Origin of the sequence: Laceyella sacchari (genome assembly GCF_004343255.1) — a bacterium.
Lineage (GTDB): Bacteria > Bacillota > Bacilli > Thermoactinomycetales > Thermoactinomycetaceae > Laceyella > Laceyella sacchari.
Window position 1 is genome coordinate 54,289 of record NZ_SMDD01000002.1, and the last position, 19,917, is coordinate 74,205.

The window sequence follows — 19,917 nt, forward strand, 5'->3', positions numbered from 1 at the left end:
ACCTGACTGGGGTGTAGCTGGAGCGCCGATACAAAAGGGAAGCGAATGTGGCCATCGTTACCTCCACATATGTCTTAATTTTTCGTCATCCCTTACACGAACAAACCGACCTCCCCACCTGTACAGAAGGGAAGGTCGGTCTGCTAGTTATTCACACCCACGTCTCTTTAAATTGCTCTTCCTTAAAGCCGACGGTCACTTTCTCCCCATCGGTGACGATCGGGCGCTTGATCAGCATCCCGTCGGAAGCAAGCAAGTCCAGCTTCTCATCGTCGCTCATCTCTTTTAATTTCTTCGACAAGCCCAACTCGCGGTACTTTTGGCCGCTGGTGTTAAAAAACTTTTGGATCGGCAGTCCACTTTTCTTAACCAAATCTGCCAACTCAGCTTTGGACGGCGGCGTTTCGACGATATGTTTCTCTGTCACCGCCACTCCGTGTTCCTCAAAAAACTTTTTCGCTTTGCGGCACGTTCCGCATTTGGGATACCAATACATCACTAACGCCATACCCGTTTCCTCCTCACATCTCACTTTCGCGCACTCTGCAGTTTAACATCACGTTGTGCCCTGGTCCTTTTTCTCGTCTGTGTGAAACACCCGCACGCCACGCTTATATTCCACATCCGCCATTCCTGCCCGCACATTGGCCACCCGCGCCACAGTGAAGAAGAAGTCCGACAACCGGTTCAGATAACGCCGCACTTCGACGTTTGTTTCTTGCTCCCGGCACAAGCTGACAACCAGCCGTTCTGCCCGGCGCGTCAACACGCGGCATACATGCAAAGCGGCCGACAACGGGGAGCCCCCGGGCAAAATAAATCGTTCCAGTGGTGGGCATTCCTGCTCATACCGATCAATCAATGCCTCCAACCGGGTCACCATCTCCGCTGTCACCATATAGCGACGATTTTTACCCGCTTGAGCCAAGTCTCCCCCGGCATCAAACAATTCATGCTGGATTTCGGTCAAATCTTGGAGCAAATCGGCATGGATTGCCGGGTCCAACCTGACGATTGCCTCACCGACAAACGCATTTACCTCATCCACCGTACCATACGCTTCCACGCGGATATCATCTTTCGACACACGTCCGCCAATGACTCCTGTCTTGCCTTCATCACCCGTCCGGGTATAGATTTTCATCGTTCGCGCTCCTCCCCGCTCTCCTGTGCTTGCATCGCAGTCAATAACACTTGCGGAACCCCGAGCAACGGATGTTCCACCACAATGGGAGACATGCCATAAACCGCTTCGACCATCTCCGGCTCAATCACCTCGTGCGGAGTACCCTGGCGCACGATTCGTCCCTGCTTCAACACCAGCAGGCGGTCACAATATTGCGCGGCCAGATTTAAATCGTGCAAGACCATAATCACGGTCAACCCGCATGACGCCTGCCACTGTTTAATCCAATTCAACAAGGCGAACTGGTATTTCAGATCGAGATAGGCCGTGGGCTCATCCAGCACGAGCAACACCGGCTCCTGTGCCAGCGCCCGTGCTAAGGACACCCGTTGTTTCTCGCCCCCGCTAAGGCCTGCAAAAATCCGCTCGGCCAAATGCTGGCTATCGGTCTGACGCAACACATCAGCCACGATACGCTCATCCCGTTCCCCGAGCCACGGCCAGTGTCCCAGATGGGGATGCCGCCCCATCTCCACTATTCCTTTGACAGTGAAATAGATTTCCCCTACCTCTTCTTGGGCCAAAACCGCAATTTGCCGCGCCCGCTCCTTGGCTCCCATCTCCGCCAATGGCCGGTCTCGCAGCCACACCTGTCCGGAGTCAGCTTTTTTCTCCCCCACCAAGCACGAAAGGAGGGTGCTTTTGCCGCTTCCATTGGGGCCAATGATGCCGACCATCTCCCCCGATGCCACTTCTAAACTGATTTCATGGAGCACCCAGCGACCACCCAAGCGCTTGCCAAGCCCTTCCGCCCGCAATAACACGATCATCCCTCCTCTCTTAGCCATGCAATTTATGTTGGTGCTTGCGCAGTATCACCGCAAAAAATGGAGCTCCCACAAATGCAGTGATGACACCCAACGGCAATTCGCGCGGCTCCAGAACCACCCGGGCCAACGCATCCGCCCAAATGAGGAAGATGGCCCCCGCCAGCAGGGAGAGTGGAATCAGCGTCCGATGATCCCCTCCGGTCAGCATCCGCATGATATGGGGGATCACCAGCCCAACAAATCCAATCATTCCCGCCACTGAAACCGCCGCACCTGTCATCAGCGACGCGAGCAAAATCAATCCCAAACGAACTTGACTGACAGACAGTCCCAAATGCGTGGCCGAACGATCGCCCAGTGCAAACAAATTCAACTCCCTGCTGAACAACCAACACAGCACAAAACCACCAACGCAAAACGGCAAAACTGCTTCTACATGTTGCCACTCACGGAGCGCCAAACTCCCCATCAACCAAAATTGAATCCGGTTGAGCTCTTCCGGGGACAGCGAGATGATCAAGGTGAGTACCGCGCCGAAAAACGCCTGCACCACGACCCCCGCCAAAATCAGCGAAGTCACCTGAAGATGCTTTCTAATCTGCGCCAAGCGCAACACCAGCAATACAGAGATTGCGGCTCCGAAAAATGCTGCCAGCGGCAACGACCAACTGCCCAACAAGGACAGCCCCCATCCCGTGATCACAATGAGCGCGCTGCCAACCGCCGCTCCAGACGAAACCCCCAAAACATAAGGATCAGCCAGCGGGTTGCGCAAAATCCCTTGAAACACGGTGCCGGCAACAGCCAGCGTTCCACCGATCAACGCAACCAAAATCACCCGTGGCAACCGCAATTCCCATATGATCACCGCATCCGGCTCCATGCTTGCGCCATTTCCTGTTAAAACATGATCGACAATCACCCGCCAGACTGTGCCGATTCCGATCTCCGCGCTTCCCACCGACACGGCGGCGGCCAACGAAAAAAGAAGGCAGAGGAACAATCCTCCGCCCCAAACTAACGCTTGCCCCTTACTCACCTCTGTTCACCGAATCTTTCAGGGTAAAATTGCTCGGCCATTTCCTTCACCCCTTGGAAGATCCGCGGACCGGGGCGGTTGGTCAGATTCGGGTCAACCACATAGACGCGTTTCCCTTTGACGGCATTCACCGTCGACCAGCCTTGGCGTTTCAGGATTTGGTCTGTGCTTCCATAAGAAGAAATGATAATATCAGGATTCCATTTGACCACTTGTTCGGCCGACACTTGGGGCCATCCTTTCAACCCGGCCGCCACATTCTCACCACCTGCGGTTGTGACCAATTCATTCATAAATGTGTCACCGCCGACAGTGTACAGTGTCGGGTCCAACTCCACAAACACTTTCACCCGCTGATCCTTGGGTACATTGACCACTTTGCCGTAAATGTCGCGATGCTCTTTCTGCATTTTGGCGATCAACAAGTCTGCTTCGCGCGCCGTATTGGTCGCTGTGGCGATGATTGCAATCGAACGGTAAATGTCTTTAAAACTCTTAGCGTCCAATACCAAAACAGGAATGCCCAGTTTTTTCAACTGCTCCAGCGTCGCTTTGTCATTGGCGCCGTTGGCCAGCACCAAATCCGGTTTCAAGCTGACCACTTTCTCCACATTGATCTTAAAGTCGCCCACTTTGGGCAATTTCTTCACTGCGGCCGGATAATCGTCATTAGTCGTAACACCGACCATTTTTTGATCAAGGCCAAGTGCATAAGCGATTTCCGTGTTGCTGGGCATCAGTGAAACAATGCGTTTGGGCTCTTGCTTGATAGTCACCTTGTTGCCCGCTTGGTCGGCCACCTCTACCGGATATTTCACCGCTGCCGGTTTCACTGGCGTGTTGAGGCGTCCCTCCGTCCCACCGGATGGCGCGCAACCCACTGCACCAAGCACCAGCAACAGACTCAGGCACAGCAGTCCCCATCGTTTTTTCCACTTCACACTCATGTCTTCCGCTCCTTTCTTGATGCACACATAAAAACCTGTGCTTCCTTTGAGGGCACAGGCTGGAGAAAGGCATGCGAAACAACGCGGGACACTGACCCGCCACGCACGCGGTTCTCCTTAACCCACGAAGGAGAACGCAAGTGGACGTATGGAAAAGGCAGGTCTCCTGGCTTAGGGTTCATCGTCCAACTGCGCCTTCCCATCGACGAAGCGACAGTGGCCAGCATACGCTTGCAGTTTTCCTCTCCCTTCACAGTGGCGGGACCGCGCCGGATTCGCACCGGTCTTCCCTCTTCGCTCTCTTATATAAGAAAGACCTTTTCCCCTATTCACTTCGTTCGTTATCATTATAATGGAAAGGGAAACCCGTTGCAATTTTGCAAATTCAGGCATCTTATCTCATTCGACCATCACAGGAGGAATGTTATGAACCGCATATCATTTGCGCTCGACCTGGGCAAAGAAGAACGCGTCATCCGCGGAGACTTGTTTCTGCCGGAAGACACCGGTCGACCCGCTCCTACCGTACTCGTCTGTCACGGATTTAAAGGGTTCAAAGATTGGGGCTTTTTTCCTGAGTTGGGGCAAAAACTGGCGGAAGCCGGATTGGCGGCCATCACGTTCAACTTCTCCATGAATGGCGTTGGCAAAGACCTCGAGCATTTCACTGAGTTGGATAAATTCTCACGAAACACCTTTAGCCGCGAACAGGAGGATTTGGTCCGCCTTGTGCAAGCGTTGCGGCAAGGAGAGATCCCACAGGCAACACGATGCGACCTGACGCGATTGGGCATCATGGGCCACAGCCGTGGCGGCGGCAATAGTTTGCTGTACGCATTGGACCATTCCGAAGAGGTGAAAGCGGCTGTCGTCTGGAACAGTATTCACCGCGTTGACTTTTTCCAACCTGAACTGCTGGAAGAATTGCGAAACAAAGGCATTACCCATGTCATGAATGCCCGGACTGGTCAACGCTTGCCGATTCGGCGCGAAGTCTTGGATGACATTGAAGCGAACCGCGACCGTTTTAATCTTTTGGGACGATTGCCTCAACTCACCCAACCGCTGTTGCTGGTGCAAGGAGGACAAGACCTGCCCGGCTTATATGAAGGAGCCGTGCGGATGGCTGAAGCCGCACCACAAGCAACACTGCATGTGATCCCAGAAGCTAACCACACCATGGGCGCTGTACATCCGTTTGCCGGGGTGACTCCCGCGCTGGAAGAAGCAATCCGGGTCACCGCCGAATTCTTCACGCAGCAATTGGAAAAACAAGGATGAGTTGGGATTACCAAGTCCGCAAAATTGCGCTTGCCAAGCAGGACGGGTAGACTAATATATAGGAAGGGCCATGGACTCACCGCCGTGAACAAGTCAAGGAGACGGCCCAACGGCTTAACTACAGGAAGCGGGTGATATGAATGGAACCGCGTCAATCGGAAGAGCATCCCGCCTGTGCCAACCCAACCGAACGGAAAAGCCATCATTCCGAGAAAGTGAAAACCAACCTTACTTCCCGCCTAAACCGGATCGAAGGACAAGTGCGCGGGATCAAAAAAATGATTGAAAATGATACGTATTGCGATGATGTGCTTAATCAGATCTCCGCTGTACAATCTGCATTGAACAGTGTCGGCAAAATCCTCTTGGAAGGGCATTTGCGCAGTTGCGTCACGGAACGTCTCCAAGAAGGAGACACAGAAGTGATTGAGGAACTGCTCACCACCGTAAAAAAACTGATGAAATGAACGAAGCGGCTTGCGCTAAAAGAAGCAAGCCGCTTTCGTTTGTTGACACAGCTCTTTTATTGACAAACTCCAATCTAGACAAAGCACTACCGTTTTAACTTTTGCATTCAGTTCTCCACTTGATTAAAGCTCCAGTAACAATGCTTTTCCCAAAACGATCTGCAATATTAAATCAACTCCCTAACATACTCATTTCATTAAAATCAGCTTTCTCATCACCAGCCAGGATTTTCCTGGATTTTTATATACTTACAAAATTGATTTAAAATAGTTATAAATGTTAGGTGATATATCCTTCAACAAACAACAAACCGCCCTCCCGCGAGGACGGTTTGCTTTCCCCATTATAAACGGCGTAACACCTGTTCTTTTAATCGATGCTTCATTACTTTGCCCAAACCGTTTTTGGGCAACTGCTCCACAAACATCACTTCCGGCACTTTGTAAGCCGCCAACCGCTCGCGGCACAGATGAATCACCTCTTCTGCTGCAAGCGCGCTACCCGATTTTTTAATAATGCATGCGCATGGCGCTTCTCCCATCACTTCATGCGGAACGCCAATTACCGCCACTTCTAACACATCTGGCAACTGATGGATCACTTCTTCGATTTCATCGGGGTACACATTGTCCCCACCATACACGATCACATCTTTATAGCGGCTCGATATATACAAAAAGCCTTCTTCGTCCACATAACCAGCATCGCCCGTATGAAACCAACCATCGCGCAACACCTTGGCCGTTGCCTCTGGATTGCGCCAATACCCTTGGAACAGATATGGACTTCTGACCACGACCTCCCCAATCTCACCCGGCGGCAACGGCGCGCCTGTTTCGGGATCGGCAATTTTCAATTCCACGCCCGGGGCCAGTTTGCCGACTGAATCAGCTTTGTTCAGACCCATGGTCGGATTCCACCCGCTGATGGCCCATGCTTCCGTGCTACCATAACCTTGCCCCATCACCAACCCCAGTTGGCAATACTCTTTGATAAGCGAAGCGGGCACATGTGTCCCACCGGAGGAGAGAAAGCGCAAGGAAGACAAATCCCGGTGTCCATGCTTCAACTCCTCCAGCATGTAGCGGTATACCGCCGGAAACGCGAACATAACGTTGATCTTCTCCCGCTCGATCGTATCCAAGATGGCAACCGGACGATCATCGGCCAAAAATACCATGGTAACGCCATGCTTAACATTGCTGACCATCATCATGGTGCTACTCATGTGAAACAACGGATGCACGGCCAAAAACTTTATTCCCGGTGGAAAGTTCTGCCGAATCTGTTCGGCGCTAAAGTAAGCGTCCACTCCCTTATGTGCAATCATGCAGCCTTTAGGCAAACCCGTCGTTCCCGACGTGAACAGCATAAAAGCGAGATCATCATCAGCCGGCTGAACCTCAGGCGGTTCCGTAACCGGATACTCCGTGAACACTGCCGCAAAACTCTCCACCAACGACAAACCTTTACCCACGGGTAACACATGCGGCACGGTGGCTTTTTCTTTCACAAATTGCAACGCATCTGCATACTCTTCATCATAAAATAAAACCTTTGGTTCAGCGCTCTCCATAATGTTAGACAGTTCATATGCCGTCAATCGCCAATTCAAGGGGATCACCACCGCACCCACCCGAATGGCGGCAAACAGGATTGTTGGAAAAGGATGATGGTTTTTGCACAAGATGCCAATCCGATCCCCTTTTTCCACACCCAGTTCGAGCAAGTAGTGCGCCAATTGGTTAACCCGCTCATAAAATTGCCGATAGGTAAACCGTTCTGCTCCTCCGACTACTGCTTCTACTTCCGGTGTGAGCTCAGCACGTTCCCTTAAGTATGATTGAATGGTTCCCATCGCCCATGTTCCCCCTTTATCTAATCTACTCCCTGTTCTATTTTAATAAATGAACCTGTGTATGTATATTTTAGATTACCGAAATAAATACAAAACAAAAAGACCGGCCCAGAAAGCTCCGGTCTTTTATGCGATAGGGGTTATGGCGTATTCACATGCGTGTGCATCTCCACCTCACTATAACATAAAACTCTCATTATAAAAATGTATTTTCATTAAAACATCACTGAAGAGCTGGTACTTTCAAAAATTTTGATCGCCGTTTTCTCTCGCATGTAAACAAGGTACCTCTTGTACAAACGCCAAATGGCCTGCCACACTTCATCATTGTACGGCATGTAAGTGATCTTCAGCCCGATCGCCATGGCTTCTTGGTAATTGATCACCGACCCATGATTAGGGTACTTTTCGATGTTGGTCAGTGTTTCGGCGATTCGCTTAGCGGCGAGCGGGTTGTTTTTGTACATGGACCGGGACAGCCACTTGACGGCTAAACGTTTTGAATGTTCAATCGATTTATAACAAAAATCGATCAGGGCGGCATCAACGCCTTGCAAAAACGGTAGATACGCCGCATTGAGAGGTTGTCCGGCCGCATGCTCCCGCTTGATCATTTCCAGTCCGTTCAAAAAAGCTTGAGCCGGTCGATACTGATACCCAAAAGCCGTGGGTATGGAAATCTGCGGATCGATCGGCCCCAATTCCGAAGTGTTGCTCATCACGATCTCATCACCGGCGAGGCTGATCAACGTCGCTGCGCTTTTCGCCGCTTGCGGCACAATCACGCGCAAATGACTCGTCTTGGACAACAACGTATGCACCAGCGTCTCCGCCGCATTCGGGTCCCCGCCCGGACTTTCAATAAGCAAATCCACATTGCAATCATCTTCCAAAGAAGCTACAATCTCATGAAATGGCGCAATATCCTCCCGGGTGATGGCACTTTCCGGATGTGTGATATTCGCAATGTACACCAACAGCCTGCGCCCCGTCACCGTCTCGATCTCTTTGATCAGCTCCTGCCGCTCATAGCGATCGCGATGGATAGCATGGAACAAAGGCGTTTGCTTCGGCATATGAAGTTGACTCATAGATTGGTAGTCTCCTTCACTTCGATAATCTATTCCCCTCTAAAAGGTCTGCCATATAACTTCTCCTTACTGGGCTTAATCCCCAGCACTTCCATGTCCTTCTTCAGCTTCTGTACGGACTTGGCGAACATCTCGTACTCGTTCTCTTGGTTGTTATGGCGTTTGGACAACAGCTCATCTCTGGCTGCCAACAGGGCGTGAAACATCATCATCTACCCTCCTTACCTCGTGAGCAACACTAATTACATTATACTATATGCACACCATATCCAAAAGATACAGACAGTTGACATGGAGGTGTAGCATAAACTTTTCCTTTCAGCGCCATATCCGGGATAAAGCGAACCTCCCTCACAATGGATCAAACAAAGTGTCACAAAAAAATGAATATTTCATTCTATCATTTCTTCCAAGTTTCTCCAACCTTGCACCTCCCAATGACCTTCTGCTAGACTTGATGAATGATAGAATCAAACCTGTCGCAATTTCTGAATACCTTCACTCGATAAATAGCACATTCCAATGCGACGGCCACATTTTTCACTACAGATGAAAGGCACAAAGGAGACATTCCCTTGAAACATATCGGATTTTTGCAAGCACTGGAACACGAGCCGGCTGATCGGATCGAATATCAGTTGCGGCTCGACGATGAGAAGATCGCCCTCAACGAACTGTTGGGGCAATCGATTGAGCTCTCCTTCTTGGACGAGCTTCAATGCATTTACTGCGGGCGCATAACCAAAAAGTTTTACGGCAAAAACAATTCCTGCTATCCTTGTTACCGCGATCTGCCTGAAAACGACTTGTGCATCGTCAAGCCGGAGTTGTGCCACTATCATCAAGGCACTTGCCGAGATGCAACTTTTGGCGAACTTCATTGCCTGCAACCCCACATTGTTTATCTGGCTTTGAGCAGTAACGTCAAGGTCGGCATCACCCGCAAAACCAACATGATGAAGCGCTGGATCGACCAGGGCGCTTCACAAGCTGTGGCGATCATGGAAGTACCCAGCCGCAAGGACGCTGGAGACATCGAGATTATCCTCGCCCAATACGTCAAAGACAAAACAAATTGGCGCAAAATGTTAAAGAACGAAATCGCCGATTGCGACTTGCTCGCCATCCGGGAAGATCTTATCACCAAGTTGCCCGAACCTTATCATGCTTATCTTATTCCCGATCCTGAAATTGTTCCGCTCACTTATCCATCCTTGTCCACTTTGGAGAAAATCACTCCTCTCAGCTTGGATAAACAAGCAACCATCAGCGGCAAACTGATCGGGGTGAAAGCGCAATATCTCATTTTGGACACGGGTGTCTTTCAAGTGCGCAAGCATGCCGGGTACAAAGTGGCATTCGCGGTGTAAACCAATCATCGGCACCAAGCCATGTTTTACAAGCGAAAAAGAAGCCGTTCGTTCGGCTTCTTTTCTTGTTCATATAAACGCTCTCCTTGTCTCCCTCACCACCGCTTGCGCCATGGCGGTTTCTTATATTTAGAGTGGTTGCGCGGCGTTTTTCCCCACCATCGCGACAAGATCACCACACACAACACCAACACGATCAACCACACCATCACATGCGTCGCCAGCACCATCCCAAACAAGAACAACGCGGCCCCTGTCAACAGTGTCGCCACAACCAAGCTTCGCATCAACAACAACGCCAATATGAAGATCAGCACTCCCACCACGACCAAAATGGGGCTTAAGATCAACAGCGCGCCCGCCGCCACGCCTAAGCCGGTTCCGCCACGGAAATCGAGAAAACAAGAATACACACTGCCTACCACGACCAAGATCGCCGCCAGATAAGCACCCACCCAGCCCAATAGCGCAATTCCGAGCAAAGTGGCTGCCATCCCTTTCACCAGATCGATCACCAAAAGCAGAAACGCCTCTTTGAGGGGAAGTTGCGTATATCCCACCCCATGTTGTTCTGAATGGGAGCGGGACAATGCCCACCAATGGCAAGGCAAAGCCCCTATCACATAAGCTAAGCCCAAGACGAGTAACCAAGTCATGTCCGCTTTCCTCCCCTATCCCGCCGGCATCCGACGAAAGACCATGAAGCCGAGCACGACCAAGCCGCAATAGCCAAACAGGGGATACAGATAATGTACCAACGTGGGAAAGCCGATCAAGGAAAACACATACCCCATCCCAAATATCAACAACATGATCAGCGGCTTGCGCAATGGCACCACCTGACTCAGATTGGCAGCCAGTCCGTAGACATTGCCGATGAGCGATGTGAAAATCTCTGCCCACATCATCGCCAAAAAGAAAAATTTCACGCCTACGCCAAGTGTGCTAATCACATGGCCCATGGGGATATCCAACCGCGACACTTCCTGCCAGTGCAACTGCAACGCCAGATTGCAAGCAAACAGCATAATCCCTAACCCAATCCCACCGATCCAGCCCCCCAACTTGATCGTCCGCTCATCGGCGATTTCCGCCCCTAGCGGCACCAACACCGCCTGCGTCAACACCAGGTTGAACGACACATATACCAAGGCCGACGGCAACCAGTGGGCGTACCGGGGCTCGGGAATCAGCGAAGCCACAGATGCCAGCTCACCCGCCTGCCACGCATGAGATGCCACCATCACGATAAACAAAAACATGACTGGTACCACCAACGAATTGACCGACAACACTCCATCGATCCCTCGCAAGATAAAAAAAAAGGAAAAAGCCACCGTAAAAATCACGCCAGCATGGAACGACAACCCCAACTGCTCTTCAAACAGCGAACCCGTCCCCGACATCATCGCCGCCGTGACTCCCAGCAACATCACACTGATCATTGCCGCCATCATCGGTCCCCAGCGCTCTCCAAATAAATAGTGGTTAAAATCTTCATACGACCGCGCCTGCAACCGACATCCCAATAGCATCATCCGTGTCCCCAACCAGGCAAACAACACCGCGGCCACAAATACACCCCAGACGCCCCGCTCCCCGAACAACGTGAAAAACTGCATGATCTCCTGCCCAGAAGCAAAGCCCGCGCCCACCACTGTCCCAATATAAGTAAAGCCGATGCGACTGGCGAGCACCCACCGCTCCATCCCCAACACACGTCCCTTCTTGTCCTTCTGTTAGGACTAGTCTATGGGAGGAAGCTCGGGAATAGAACCTAACCCAGTCATCGCTAATGAATATGAGCGCGATATAAAAGTGTCTACAGCCAATACGAAAAAGAGAGACCCCAGCATGAAAGCTGGAGTCTCTCTTCGTTCACTTACGGCGCTGACTCATTAAAACGGCCAACCACCGATATTTCCATTGTCATTGCCATTGTTTCCACCATTGTTATCGCCATCGCCTCTTCCGGGACGGCCATTGCCGTGGTCGCCATTACCGCCGCCATCTTGTTCCTTACCCGTTCGGGTCGGATCGTTCGGGAATTTGTCCTCATGGTCATTGACGCCGTCACCATCGCTATCTTGCTCGCGGTCATCGATGCCATCATTGTTTTTATCGAATTTCGGCTTCTGTTCTTTCTTCCCGGACTTAAGCTCCACGGTGATTTCACTTGATTTCTCTTTGTTGGCCGGATCGGTCGCCTGCGTGTCAATTGCCACCACTTTGTAGCGGTAGACTTTCTTCTTCTCGCCGCCGCCACCAAAGAGGTCGCCCAGGTCAAAGCCGTCATCTTGCGGAGGCAAGGCAGACGGGTCTTTCCAGGAGGTGGAGCCAGCTGGCAGATCAGCTACTTTCACGAAATTGCCGCCATCGGCACGGAAGACTTGGTAAGTCACTTGCTCTGGTTGCTGTTGCCATTTCAACAGAACACCGTCTGGATGCGATTCATAAGACAAGTGTGGTGCTTGCAATTCGAATGGTCGTTTCGGCTCTTCCACACCCGGCGGTTTTTTGAATGAGTGTGGTGGAATTCCTTGGTGTGCCTCAGACATCACATAGCTGAAGATTTTAGCCGGCACACTACCACCTGTCACTTTCACAATCTCTGCGCCTTGTATTGGATACATGACATTGACTGCTGCCACCAGATCAGGGGTGTAACCAACAAACCAAGCTGCTTTTTCACCCTGGATCGTCCCGGACTTACCGGCCACATCCCGACCGTCTTTCAGTCGCGCATTATGACCCGTTCCATCATCATCAGAGATGACATGCTTCATCATCCGTGTCATATACCAAGCCGTTTTTTTGCTGAACACTTCTTTCGGTTGTTTATATTTATCCGGATCTTTAGGTTCCACGACTTCATCGTTTTGTGTTACACTCACAATCGTGCGCGCTTGATAATATTTACCTTCATTGGCAAACACGGCATAAGCTTGCGCCATTTGTTTTGTATTAACGCCGCCGTTTACACCGCCAAGCGCCAGAGCCGCGTACGACGTCCTGTCTGCCTCTTTCAAGTTCAATCCCAGCTTTTGCGCATAATCGAAAGCACTATTCAGGGTAACCACTTCATGTAACAGCCGCACGGTCGATTTGTTAAGCGACTTCTTAACCATTGTCAGCATAGGAATATTCCCCTGCGGCGGCATACCACCATAGTTAGACGGATTCCAATCTCCCGCAAAGTCAACAGTAATATCCTTTACAATCGAGTACTCATTGTAATCATGATCATTCACTGCTGGAGCGTATACAGTTAACGGCTTAATGGTCGAACCCGGTTGCACGGGCAACAGGGCGCGCTTGTCATATCCCGGTTGATACTGGCGACCGTTTCCGACTGCGACGATCAACCCGTTTTTCGGGTTTAGCATCACTATACTTGCATCCGCGTCTTTCATATACTGGCCTTTATTCACAAAAAGCGATTTGTCCTGCAATGCTTTTTCAACGGCCGTTTGTGCTTGCTGATTAAGAGCCGTTTTAATCACATATCCGCTTTTCCCCAGTTTTTCCGGGTTAATACCATAATCTCGTTTCAGTTCTTCTTGTACAAAAGCTTTATAATGATCGTATTTGCCCGCTCTTAGCTTTTGATTCCAACACTCTGTTTTCGGGCATGTCTTGACCGGCAATTTGGCTCTCTCCTCAGCCGTTTGTTTATCCACAATCGGCGGGATCACATCATCGACCGGCAAAACTTGAGTTAAAACCACATTGCGCCGCTCTTTGGCAGCTTCCGGGTTTTTTAGTGGATTATATTTATATGGTGCTTTCGGCATCCCTGCTAACAAGGCAATCTCTTCGATTTCCAAATGATCCCGTGTAGGATCCTTGCCGAAGTATACCTCGGAAGCAAGCTTGATACCATTGACGCCACCAAAATCAATAAAGTTTAAATATGCTTCCAGAATCTTATCTTTGCGCTTTTCACCCAGTTCTTTCTCCAAGTTTAGCGCACAGCCAATCTCTTTAATCTTCCGGGTATAGGTTTTATTAAAATCACCCAGTACAATGTTTTTACAAACCTGCTGGGTAAGGGTACTCGCCCCTTGGGCATTACCCATCGCGATAATGTTTTTGATTATCGCACGTCCCAAGCCTTCATAGTCAATCCCGTTATGCTCATAAAAACGACGGTCTTCCACTTTGACGAAGGCTGTCAATAACTCCGGATTCACTTTCTTAATTTTTTCAATTTCTACCCATTCCCGATATTCGTTGCCAAACACAGCTACTACTTTATTATTGCTATCGAGAAGTTTGGAGTTGGTCGGCATTTTCGTCGGATCTTTCGCTTTTTCCAAATCCAACGTTTCCGCCGACATCATCACCGCGGTACAGCCACCGACCATAATCAATAACGAAGTCAATAAGACCAGCATCATCCATTTCCAGTTAAAAAACCGTTGCCACCCTTGCTTTTGCGGGCCGCGTCCGCCGGTGCCCCTGGGGCCGCCGCTACGGCTAGAGCGGGAACGGGATCCGGCGCGTTCACTGCGAGTCCGTGGTGGCATGGGGCTGTATCCGCTTTTCATGCTCACCTTACGAAAATCGTCCATCGCGTCTACCTCCTGAAATACTGATCGTTCATCGCAGTATCTCTACCTGTCTGGATTTTCCTTCTATTAACAACTTCTTTTTCGGCTTTTGTCGGCTAGTTCCTGCCTCCGCACTTGTGCTATAGTGAAGCGGGAGGTGAGGGATAAATGCACGAGCGAGCCGCTATTTTTGCGTGTCGCTTCACCGGAGTGGTTGGGCTGCTGTTTTCCTTATTCTTATGGAAAGTCAGCGGACTCCCCTCTTTCATTGCCGGCTTAGTCAGCTCCTGTTTCTGGTTTGCCTTGGCGTGGTGGATTCAACGACGCGCAGGGTCTGCGATAAAATAACACATTCCATTATAACGGAAAGCCTATTGAAATGGTTTGTCATTTTTAAAAAATATTACAGTAATATTACAATGACTTATGTAGATTTTACATGAAATCTCCTGATAGTCAAACCCCCGGTTATTGGCATGCGGAACCAACCATGACACTGGCACAGAGCGGGCGAAGAGGAAATCAACTGCATCGTTTGGCCCGCTTCTGGGTCGTGTCTCGCGATTACGTAGATGAGAAATAACAAAGCCCCTTTTCCGATAAGTGCCTCATCATACGAGAAGCAAATGGGCAACGATGCCGCCAGCCCTTGGGGCCCATGAATTCCATTCCCGCCTCATTAGACGGCTAAACGCTAGACCACCGAACATAAGTGGCGATGAACCGGTCTGATTTGCTTCAAGGGCCTACTTTAATTCATTCGACACACTCTACTTTTTTATATTCTATTTCGACACCTTGTCGATGATTGATCACATTTTACCTCCCCTGTTTGCTCACCGGCCACGGGGTCTATGTCTATTATTTATGTAGTATTCTTTCATATTAGAAGCGGTGCCGCACGGCCAAGTTCTGGCGGCAGTTGGCATCAGGCGCATGAACAAGAACAACCCCGGATCACCTTGATATGATCCGGGGTTGTTTCATTTACTTATCGATATATACTGATTTGACCAATGTGCGGGCATACGCTTGCCCATCTTTCGTTTTTCCGCTCAATTCCACGGTGATGTTATACACACCCGCTTGCGATCCCGACACCGCACCAGTCAAGGCGGCGTCCGCTTTTTTGCTTTTGTTCAACGCCATTTCCTTCACTTGTCCTTGGGGATCAACAACCTTGATCTTGCCAGTCAAGGAGGCGAGGTCTACGCTCTCTAAGCCCTTTATCTTCAATTCTGCCGAAGACTGTTTGTTCAGTGCCGGCAGATCCAGTTCAACAGTGGTTTTGCCGATAAAATGGGTTGTCAGCAGGTATGCGTCTTTCTGTTTGGAAAGTAGCTTCACCTGCCAATTGCCCGCTTCTGGCTTGGCGACACGGATCACTTGCACTGTGGCGCCGCGGAAGAACGCCTGATCCTTGCTTTTTAGCACTCGATTCAGCACTTTGCCGGAAGGAGAAACAAGCGTCACCTGAGTGTCAGCAGCTTTGGTACGCACCGTGAAGATGGCTTCTTTCACACCCGGTTCCACAGGAACTTGCTGAACATGTTGTTTACTGATAGGCAATGCGCCACCACGGACAAAGGTTTCTTGTTTGTCGGTGCTGTTTACTGCCGCCGATGGTTGGCTAGCTTTCGGCTCAGTCGAAGCCGCAGCTGTCGCTGTGCTTAAAACAGACTCGATCTTGCTAAACACAGCACGGCCGATGCGAATCTCATCATGGTCGAGGTCAGAGGCAGTAAATAGATGGGTTCCATAAGGGAGGTCGGTGCTCCATACGTTGACTAACCCGTCATTCTCCCCGTATTGGGATAGATAGACTCCACCCAAAGCCAAAGCGGAGAAAGTCGGCCCCCAGCTGGTTCCAGCAGCGGTGTAATACTTGTTCAGGCGAGCGTTGGCGTGGTTATCCGTCTGTGCGCGGTATTTGGCCATCTCCCCTACTTGCAGGGAGTACGTACCCGGATCTTGTTTGCCCAGCAAAGCTGCCAGCCATCCGGCCCAGCTGCTGTACGCCAAGTCGGCCAAATGGGAGCCTTCATGGGGTGAACCCAAGGTGACCACTTTGTTGACATAGCGGTAAGCGCCATAATGGACCAAAGCGGCTTGAGAATCGGGGCCGCCCTTGCTGTGGGCGACAATATTCACTTTTTGGCCGAAGTGATTATAGATTTTCTCCAGCATACCGGCGAGCAGGCGCCCGTTGTCCATCGGAGTGGCCGCATCACCGCCGGGTGCGTCGTACAGCTGAACGAACGCCGTCCGATACCCTTTGTTGTATGCGGTTTCATACATATCATTTACACCGTGGTTCTTGGTTTCTTCCCACCAGCTTTGCGCCCTGCTGTGCAAGCCTTGCACAAAAACAATCGGTGGTTTGCTGAGGTCAGCATTGGCCGGGGTAGCCCCGATGAACCAAGTTCCCGGAGTGGTGCTGTTGCCCGGCGCTGGTAGCGCTTCCATTTGTGCCCCGTCGAAGGAGACTTGCCCCATCGGTTGCGGATCAGGAATTTTCCCGGTTGCTCCAACTGTTTGGTATGGCATAATCAGTAGCACACTGATCAGCAACATCAACCACACCTGCCGGCGCTTTCGCATGTAACATCCCTCCATTTTTAATGAAAACGGTATCCGCTTATCCCCTTTGTTGCTTTTGTAAAATTTCCATAAATTTTCAATCAACCCTGCTCGTAACAAAGGTAAAATAACAATGATTTCTTGCTTGAACACAAAAACGGTGCTGAGATAAGCGCATCCAATCCAATTGTATAATATTAAAAACATTAATTCTATAAAGATTGCATAAAATATTCATTAATTAATTTAAATAATCAATTTATTCAGAACGAATAAACCAAAAAAGCCTGACCACCCCAGATGGGTGTGTCAGACTGGCGTTTACCTCGTCATGCTGAACACATAGGAGAACCGTGTTAGAATCCCCACACTCCTCAACTCCTGCAATCCGTTTGCCGCAACCGCTCCACGAGTTGTTGCATATCAGCAGGCAATGGAGATTCCCAAGCCATCCACTCTTTCTGACGGGGGTGAAACAATTTCAAGTAAGTGGCATGCAAAGCTTGCCGGGCGATTAAATCTTGATCCCCACCTGTGCCATATACTTCATCACCGATGATCGGATGGCCGATGGAAGCGAGATGCAAGCGGATTTGGTGCGTCCGACCCGTTTCCAGTGAGAGCCGCACCAAGGTGGCCGCAGCCATCCGTTCCACCACTTCATAATGGGTCACCGCCGGATACCCTTCACCGGACTCACTGACCGTGCGGCTGATTTTTTGTTCGGGATCGATGTAAATCGCTTTGTCGATCGTGCCTCGGTCACTGGCAAAGCGGTGATGTGTGCAAGCCAGATAAACACGCTCATATCGTTTTTCCGCCATCTGCTCGGCCAAAAAAGCGTGGGCATAAGCATGTTTACCAACGACCAACAAGCCGGAAGTGTCACGGTCCAGCCGGGTGACCGGACGCATACGGTGTTTCTCCCCTCGTTCAGACCAATACTTCATCAAGCCGTTGGCCAAGGTTCCGTCTGGATACCCCCGGGTCGGATGAACCACCAAGCCAGGCGGTTTGTCAATCACGATGAGATCCTCATCCTCGTAAACAACGGTAAAATCGACGGGCTGAGGCGGGATATGATCCGTCTCTTCCGTTTGCATGCGAATCACGATCTGATCGCCGGCCTTAACCCGAGCCGTAAAATAGATGAACTCCCCATTTACCGTCACCAGGCGGTTTAGCTTCATCCGCGTCATAAAGCGCCTGGAAAAGCGATATTGGCGGCGCAACACTTGATGAAGCATCAGGCCGTCTTCCTCCAACGTGACAGTGTGTGTAAATGAAGCCTTGTTTTCTTGTTTCATGAACCGATTCAATCCTTCATCTCAGAGTATGAGTCGATCGCTCCTCAAGTGGCTGATGGTGATCCGCGGCCGCCTTGGGGAGGTTGGCTGATGGATGTAGTATATCACGCCCACCTTGGAAACGAAACGCGCCTCTTCTTGTCTCTGCACATAAATCCCTATGGACAAGCAGGGTTAGTTTCCGTATAATGAGCCCGAAACAACATACAAACCCATGGGGGAGCTGGATAATGGCCGGCTGAGAGTGTGTGCCGACACACAGACCCTTTCACCTGATCCGGGTAATGCCGGCGTAGGGATTTGGATTGATGGACATATCTGTCTGGCTAAACCAACGCCTCCCGGTCAGGGGGCGTTTTTTTGTTACGCGCGCGTTGGCCAATGCATGAAAACGCTATATCCACCTCCATGGGCGCATCAGGGAGCCTAGTGAAAAGAAAAGGAGCGGTTGTTAATGAAGAAACAATGGTGGAAGATCGGACTGACCATTGCTCTCTGCCTGTCCGCCGTGGCTTGCGGCAACCCCGCATCGTCCGGGACGACAGACGAGCAAAACACAGGAAAGAAGATCACCTTGGTCCTTGATTGGACTCCCAACACCAACCACACTGGTCTTTATGTGGCCAAAGAGAAAGGTTATTTCAAACAAGCCGGATTGGATGTGGACATCATTCAACCAGGTGAAAGCGGAGCGGAGCAAATGGTGGCCGGCGGCAAAGCTGATTTCGGCGTAAGCTACCAAGAAGCCGTTACACAAGCCCGCGTGCAAAAGGTGCCGATTGTTTCAATCGCCGCAGTGATCCAGCACAATACGTCTGGCTTTGCGTCTCCTGTTTCCAAAAACATCCAAAAACCGAAGGATTTTGAAGGCAAAACCTACGGCGGATTTGGCTCGCCAGTGGAAAAGCAAATGCTTGCTTCATTGATGCAACGGGAGCAGGCTGATGTGAACAAAGTGAATATCATCAACACCGGAAACACGGACTTCTTCACTGCGGTAAAACGAAATGTGGACTTCATGTGGATTTATTATGGATGGACCGGCATCGAAGCGGAGTTGAAGGGCCAAAAACTGAATATGATCTATCTCACTGATTATGCCAAAGAGCTAGATTATTACACCCCTGTTCTCATCACGAACGAGCAGAAAACCAAACAGGACCCCGCAACCGTGAAAGCGTTCATGAAAGCAGTCAGCCAAGGGTACCAATTTGCGATCAAACAGCCTAAGGAAGCGGCCGACATCCTGAGCCGGGCAGAGCCTGACCTCGACCCGAAACTGGTGCAGAAGAGCCAAGCCTGGTTAAGCCCGCGTTACCAAGGAGATGCTCCCGCGTGGGGAGTGCAAAAGAAAGAAGTGTGGTCGGGTTATGCTGAATGGATGAAACAACACGGCTTGCTGGAAGGCTCGTTTCAACCTGAGCAAGCATTTACCAACGCCTTTCTGCCTGAGGAGGGTAAATGAAA

General features: G+C 50.5%; 18 protein-coding genes and 2 riboswitches. Of the genes, 5 read left to right on the forward strand and 13 right to left on the reverse strand.

The genetic code is table 11. The annotated features are described in order from the left end of the window. Positions 1–151: 151 nt before the first annotated feature. From EDC32_RS07395 to EDC32_RS07415, 5 genes are read right to left on the reverse strand one after another with little or no spacing between them, the layout of a single operon-like run. Positions 152–508, reverse strand: coding sequence for an arsenate reductase family protein (locus tag EDC32_RS07395; protein ID WP_022737013.1), 357 nt, complete (start codon positions 506–508; stop codon positions 152–154). A gap of 48 nt (positions 509–556) precedes the next feature. After that, a complete protein-coding gene (locus tag EDC32_RS07400) occupies positions 557–1,144 on the reverse strand; it encodes a cob(I)yrinic acid a,c-diamide adenosyltransferase (protein WP_132221087.1) in 588 nt (195 codons plus the stop codon). Then, on the reverse strand, positions 1,141–1,956 hold the full coding sequence (locus EDC32_RS07405; protein WP_132221089.1) for a heme ABC transporter ATP-binding protein: 816 nt from the start codon (positions 1,954–1,956) through the stop codon (positions 1,141–1,143). Before EDC32_RS07405 ends, EDC32_RS07400 begins: the two co-directional genes overlap by 4 nt. Positions 1,957–1,966: 10 nt before the next feature. Continuing rightward, a complete protein-coding gene (locus EDC32_RS07410; protein WP_132221091.1) occupies positions 1,967–2,995 on the reverse strand; it encodes a FecCD family ABC transporter permease in 1,029 nt (342 codons plus the stop codon). Then, a complete protein-coding gene (locus tag EDC32_RS07415) occupies positions 2,992–3,942 on the reverse strand; it encodes an ABC transporter substrate-binding protein (protein WP_132221093.1) in 951 nt (316 codons plus the stop codon). The genes EDC32_RS07410 and EDC32_RS07415 overlap by 4 nt, the downstream gene beginning before the upstream one ends. A 139-nt stretch (positions 3,943–4,081) precedes the next feature. Beyond that, a riboswitch (cobalamin riboswitch) is annotated at positions 4,082–4,278 on the reverse strand. A gap of 90 nt (positions 4,279–4,368) precedes the next feature. Here EDC32_RS07415 and EDC32_RS07420 point away from each other — a divergent pair. Next, positions 4,369–5,223 carry an alpha/beta hydrolase family protein gene (locus EDC32_RS07420; RefSeq protein WP_132221095.1) on the forward strand — a complete coding sequence of 285 codons (855 nt, stop codon included), beginning with the start codon at positions 4,369–4,371 and terminating at the stop codon, positions 5,221–5,223. Between the two features lie 140 nt (positions 5,224–5,363). Continuing rightward, entirely contained in the window at positions 5,364–5,690 is a 327-nt protein-coding gene (locus EDC32_RS07425) for a metal-sensitive transcriptional regulator (RefSeq protein ID WP_022737019.1), read from the forward strand. A gap of 344 nt (positions 5,691–6,034) precedes the next feature. Here the strand turns inward: EDC32_RS07425 and EDC32_RS07430 are convergent, their stop codons facing one another. The 3 genes from EDC32_RS07430 to EDC32_RS07440 all read right to left on the reverse strand — a co-directional run bounded on the left by EDC32_RS07430 (position 6,035) and on the right by EDC32_RS07440 (position 8,852). Further along, positions 6,035–7,549: a class I adenylate-forming enzyme family protein gene (locus tag EDC32_RS07430; protein WP_132221097.1), complete on the reverse strand. Its 1,515-nt coding sequence runs from the start codon at positions 7,547–7,549 to the stop codon at positions 6,035–6,037. A 215-nt stretch (positions 7,550–7,764) separates the two neighbouring features. Beyond that, positions 7,765–8,640, reverse strand: coding sequence for an SDH family Clp fold serine proteinase (locus EDC32_RS07435; RefSeq protein WP_132221099.1), 876 nt, complete (start codon positions 8,638–8,640; stop codon positions 7,765–7,767). Between the two features lie 29 nt (positions 8,641–8,669). Continuing rightward, a complete protein-coding gene (locus EDC32_RS07440) occupies positions 8,670–8,852 on the reverse strand; it encodes a hypothetical protein (RefSeq protein WP_145958369.1) in 183 nt (60 codons plus the stop codon). Between the two features lie 357 nt (positions 8,853–9,209). Between EDC32_RS07440 and EDC32_RS07445 the strand changes: the two genes are divergently transcribed. Beyond that, entirely contained in the window at positions 9,210–10,010 is an 801-nt protein-coding gene (locus tag EDC32_RS07445) for a DUF2797 domain-containing protein (protein WP_425460168.1), read from the forward strand. A gap of 95 nt (positions 10,011–10,105) precedes the next feature. Here the strand turns inward: EDC32_RS07445 and EDC32_RS07450 are convergent, their stop codons facing one another. The 3 genes from EDC32_RS07450 to EDC32_RS07460 form a co-directional block, all read right to left on the reverse strand. Further along, positions 10,106–10,666, reverse strand: a complete 561-nt coding sequence (locus tag EDC32_RS07450) for a glycerol-3-phosphate acyltransferase (RefSeq protein ID WP_132221103.1) — start codon at positions 10,664–10,666, stop codon at positions 10,106–10,108. Between the two features lie 15 nt (positions 10,667–10,681). Beyond that, positions 10,682–11,719, reverse strand: a complete 1,038-nt coding sequence (locus EDC32_RS07455; RefSeq protein WP_158283271.1) for a YkvI family membrane protein — start codon at positions 11,717–11,719, stop codon at positions 10,682–10,684. A 189-nt stretch (positions 11,720–11,908) separates the two neighbouring features. Continuing rightward, positions 11,909–14,584 carry a transglycosylase domain-containing protein gene (locus EDC32_RS07460; RefSeq protein ID WP_132221107.1) on the reverse strand — a complete coding sequence of 892 codons (2,676 nt, stop codon included), beginning with the start codon at positions 14,582–14,584 and terminating at the stop codon, positions 11,909–11,911. A 418-nt stretch (positions 14,585–15,002) separates the two neighbouring features. On the opposite strand from EDC32_RS07460, the gene EDC32_RS16330 reads away from it, so the two are divergent. Further along, entirely contained in the window at positions 15,003–15,146 is a 144-nt protein-coding gene (locus EDC32_RS16330) for a hypothetical protein (RefSeq protein WP_158283272.1), read from the forward strand. A gap of 404 nt (positions 15,147–15,550) precedes the next feature. Here the strand turns inward: EDC32_RS16330 and EDC32_RS07465 are convergent, their stop codons facing one another. Together EDC32_RS07465 and EDC32_RS07470 are read right to left on the reverse strand one after the other, a co-directional pair. After that, positions 15,551–17,164 carry an esterase/lipase family protein gene (locus tag EDC32_RS07465; protein WP_158283273.1) on the reverse strand — a complete coding sequence of 538 codons (1,614 nt, stop codon included), beginning with the start codon at positions 17,162–17,164 and terminating at the stop codon, positions 15,551–15,553. Positions 17,165–17,517: 353 nt separating this feature from the next. Next, entirely contained in the window at positions 17,518–18,450 is a 933-nt protein-coding gene (locus EDC32_RS07470; protein ID WP_132221111.1) for an RluA family pseudouridine synthase, read from the reverse strand. A 206-nt stretch (positions 18,451–18,656) separates the two neighbouring features. Continuing rightward, positions 18,657–18,766: riboswitch (TPP riboswitch) on the forward strand. A 138-nt stretch (positions 18,767–18,904) separates the two neighbouring features. On the opposite strand from EDC32_RS07470, the gene EDC32_RS07475 reads away from it, so the two are divergent. Beyond that, the gene (locus EDC32_RS07475; protein ID WP_132221113.1) at positions 18,905–19,915 is read left to right on the forward strand and encodes an ABC transporter substrate-binding protein; all 1,011 of its coding nucleotides are present in this window, start codon (positions 18,905–18,907) and stop codon (positions 19,913–19,915) included. Positions 19,916–19,917 lie beyond the last annotated feature (2 nt).

What these genes read in the sequence shown, in the direction of transcription:
- EDC32_RS07395 (WP_022737013.1), bottom strand. Translation starts at nt 508, where the DNA reads ATGGCGTTAGTGATGTATTGGTATCCCAAATGCGGAACGTGCCGCAAA.
- EDC32_RS07400 (WP_132221087.1), bottom strand. Translation starts at nt 1,144, where the DNA reads ATGAAAATCTATACCCGGACGGGTGATGAAGGCAAGACAGGAGTCATT.
- EDC32_RS07405 (WP_132221089.1), bottom strand. Translation starts at nt 1,956, where the DNA reads ATGATCGTGTTATTGCGGGCGGAAGGGCTTGGCAAGCGCTTGGGTGGT.
- EDC32_RS07415 (WP_132221093.1), bottom strand. Translation starts at nt 3,942, where the DNA reads ATGAGTGTGAAGTGGAAAAAACGATGGGGACTGCTGTGCCTGAGTCTG.
- EDC32_RS07420 (WP_132221095.1), top strand. Translation starts at nt 4,369, where the DNA reads ATGAACCGCATATCATTTGCGCTCGACCTGGGCAAAGAAGAACGCGTC.
- EDC32_RS07425 (WP_022737019.1), top strand. Translation starts at nt 5,364, where the DNA reads ATGGAACCGCGTCAATCGGAAGAGCATCCCGCCTGTGCCAACCCAACC.
- EDC32_RS07430 (WP_132221097.1), bottom strand. Translation starts at nt 7,549, where the DNA reads ATGGGAACCATTCAATCATACTTAAGGGAACGTGCTGAGCTCACACCG.
- EDC32_RS07435 (WP_132221099.1), bottom strand. Translation starts at nt 8,640, where the DNA reads ATGAGTCAACTTCATATGCCGAAGCAAACGCCTTTGTTCCATGCTATC.
- EDC32_RS07440 (WP_145958369.1), bottom strand. Translation starts at nt 8,852, where the DNA reads ATGATGATGTTTCACGCCCTGTTGGCAGCCAGAGATGAGCTGTTGTCC.
- EDC32_RS07450 (WP_132221103.1), bottom strand. Translation starts at nt 10,666, where the DNA reads ATGACTTGGTTACTCGTCTTGGGCTTAGCTTATGTGATAGGGGCTTTG.
- EDC32_RS07455 (WP_158283271.1), bottom strand. Translation starts at nt 11,719, where the DNA reads ATGGAGCGGTGGGTGCTCGCCAGTCGCATCGGCTTTACTTATATTGGG.
- EDC32_RS07460 (WP_132221107.1), bottom strand. Translation starts at nt 14,584, where the DNA reads ATGGACGATTTTCGTAAGGTGAGCATGAAAAGCGGATACAGCCCCATG.
- EDC32_RS16330 (WP_158283272.1), top strand. Translation starts at nt 15,003, where the DNA reads ATGAAATCTCCTGATAGTCAAACCCCCGGTTATTGGCATGCGGAACCA.
- EDC32_RS07465 (WP_158283273.1), bottom strand. Translation starts at nt 17,164, where the DNA reads ATGCGAAAGCGCCGGCAGGTGTGGTTGATGTTGCTGATCAGTGTGCTA.
- EDC32_RS07470 (WP_132221111.1), bottom strand. Translation starts at nt 18,450, where the DNA reads ATGAAACAAGAAAACAAGGCTTCATTTACACACACTGTCACGTTGGAG.
- EDC32_RS07475 (WP_132221113.1), top strand. Translation starts at nt 18,905, where the DNA reads ATGAAGAAACAATGGTGGAAGATCGGACTGACCATTGCTCTCTGCCTG.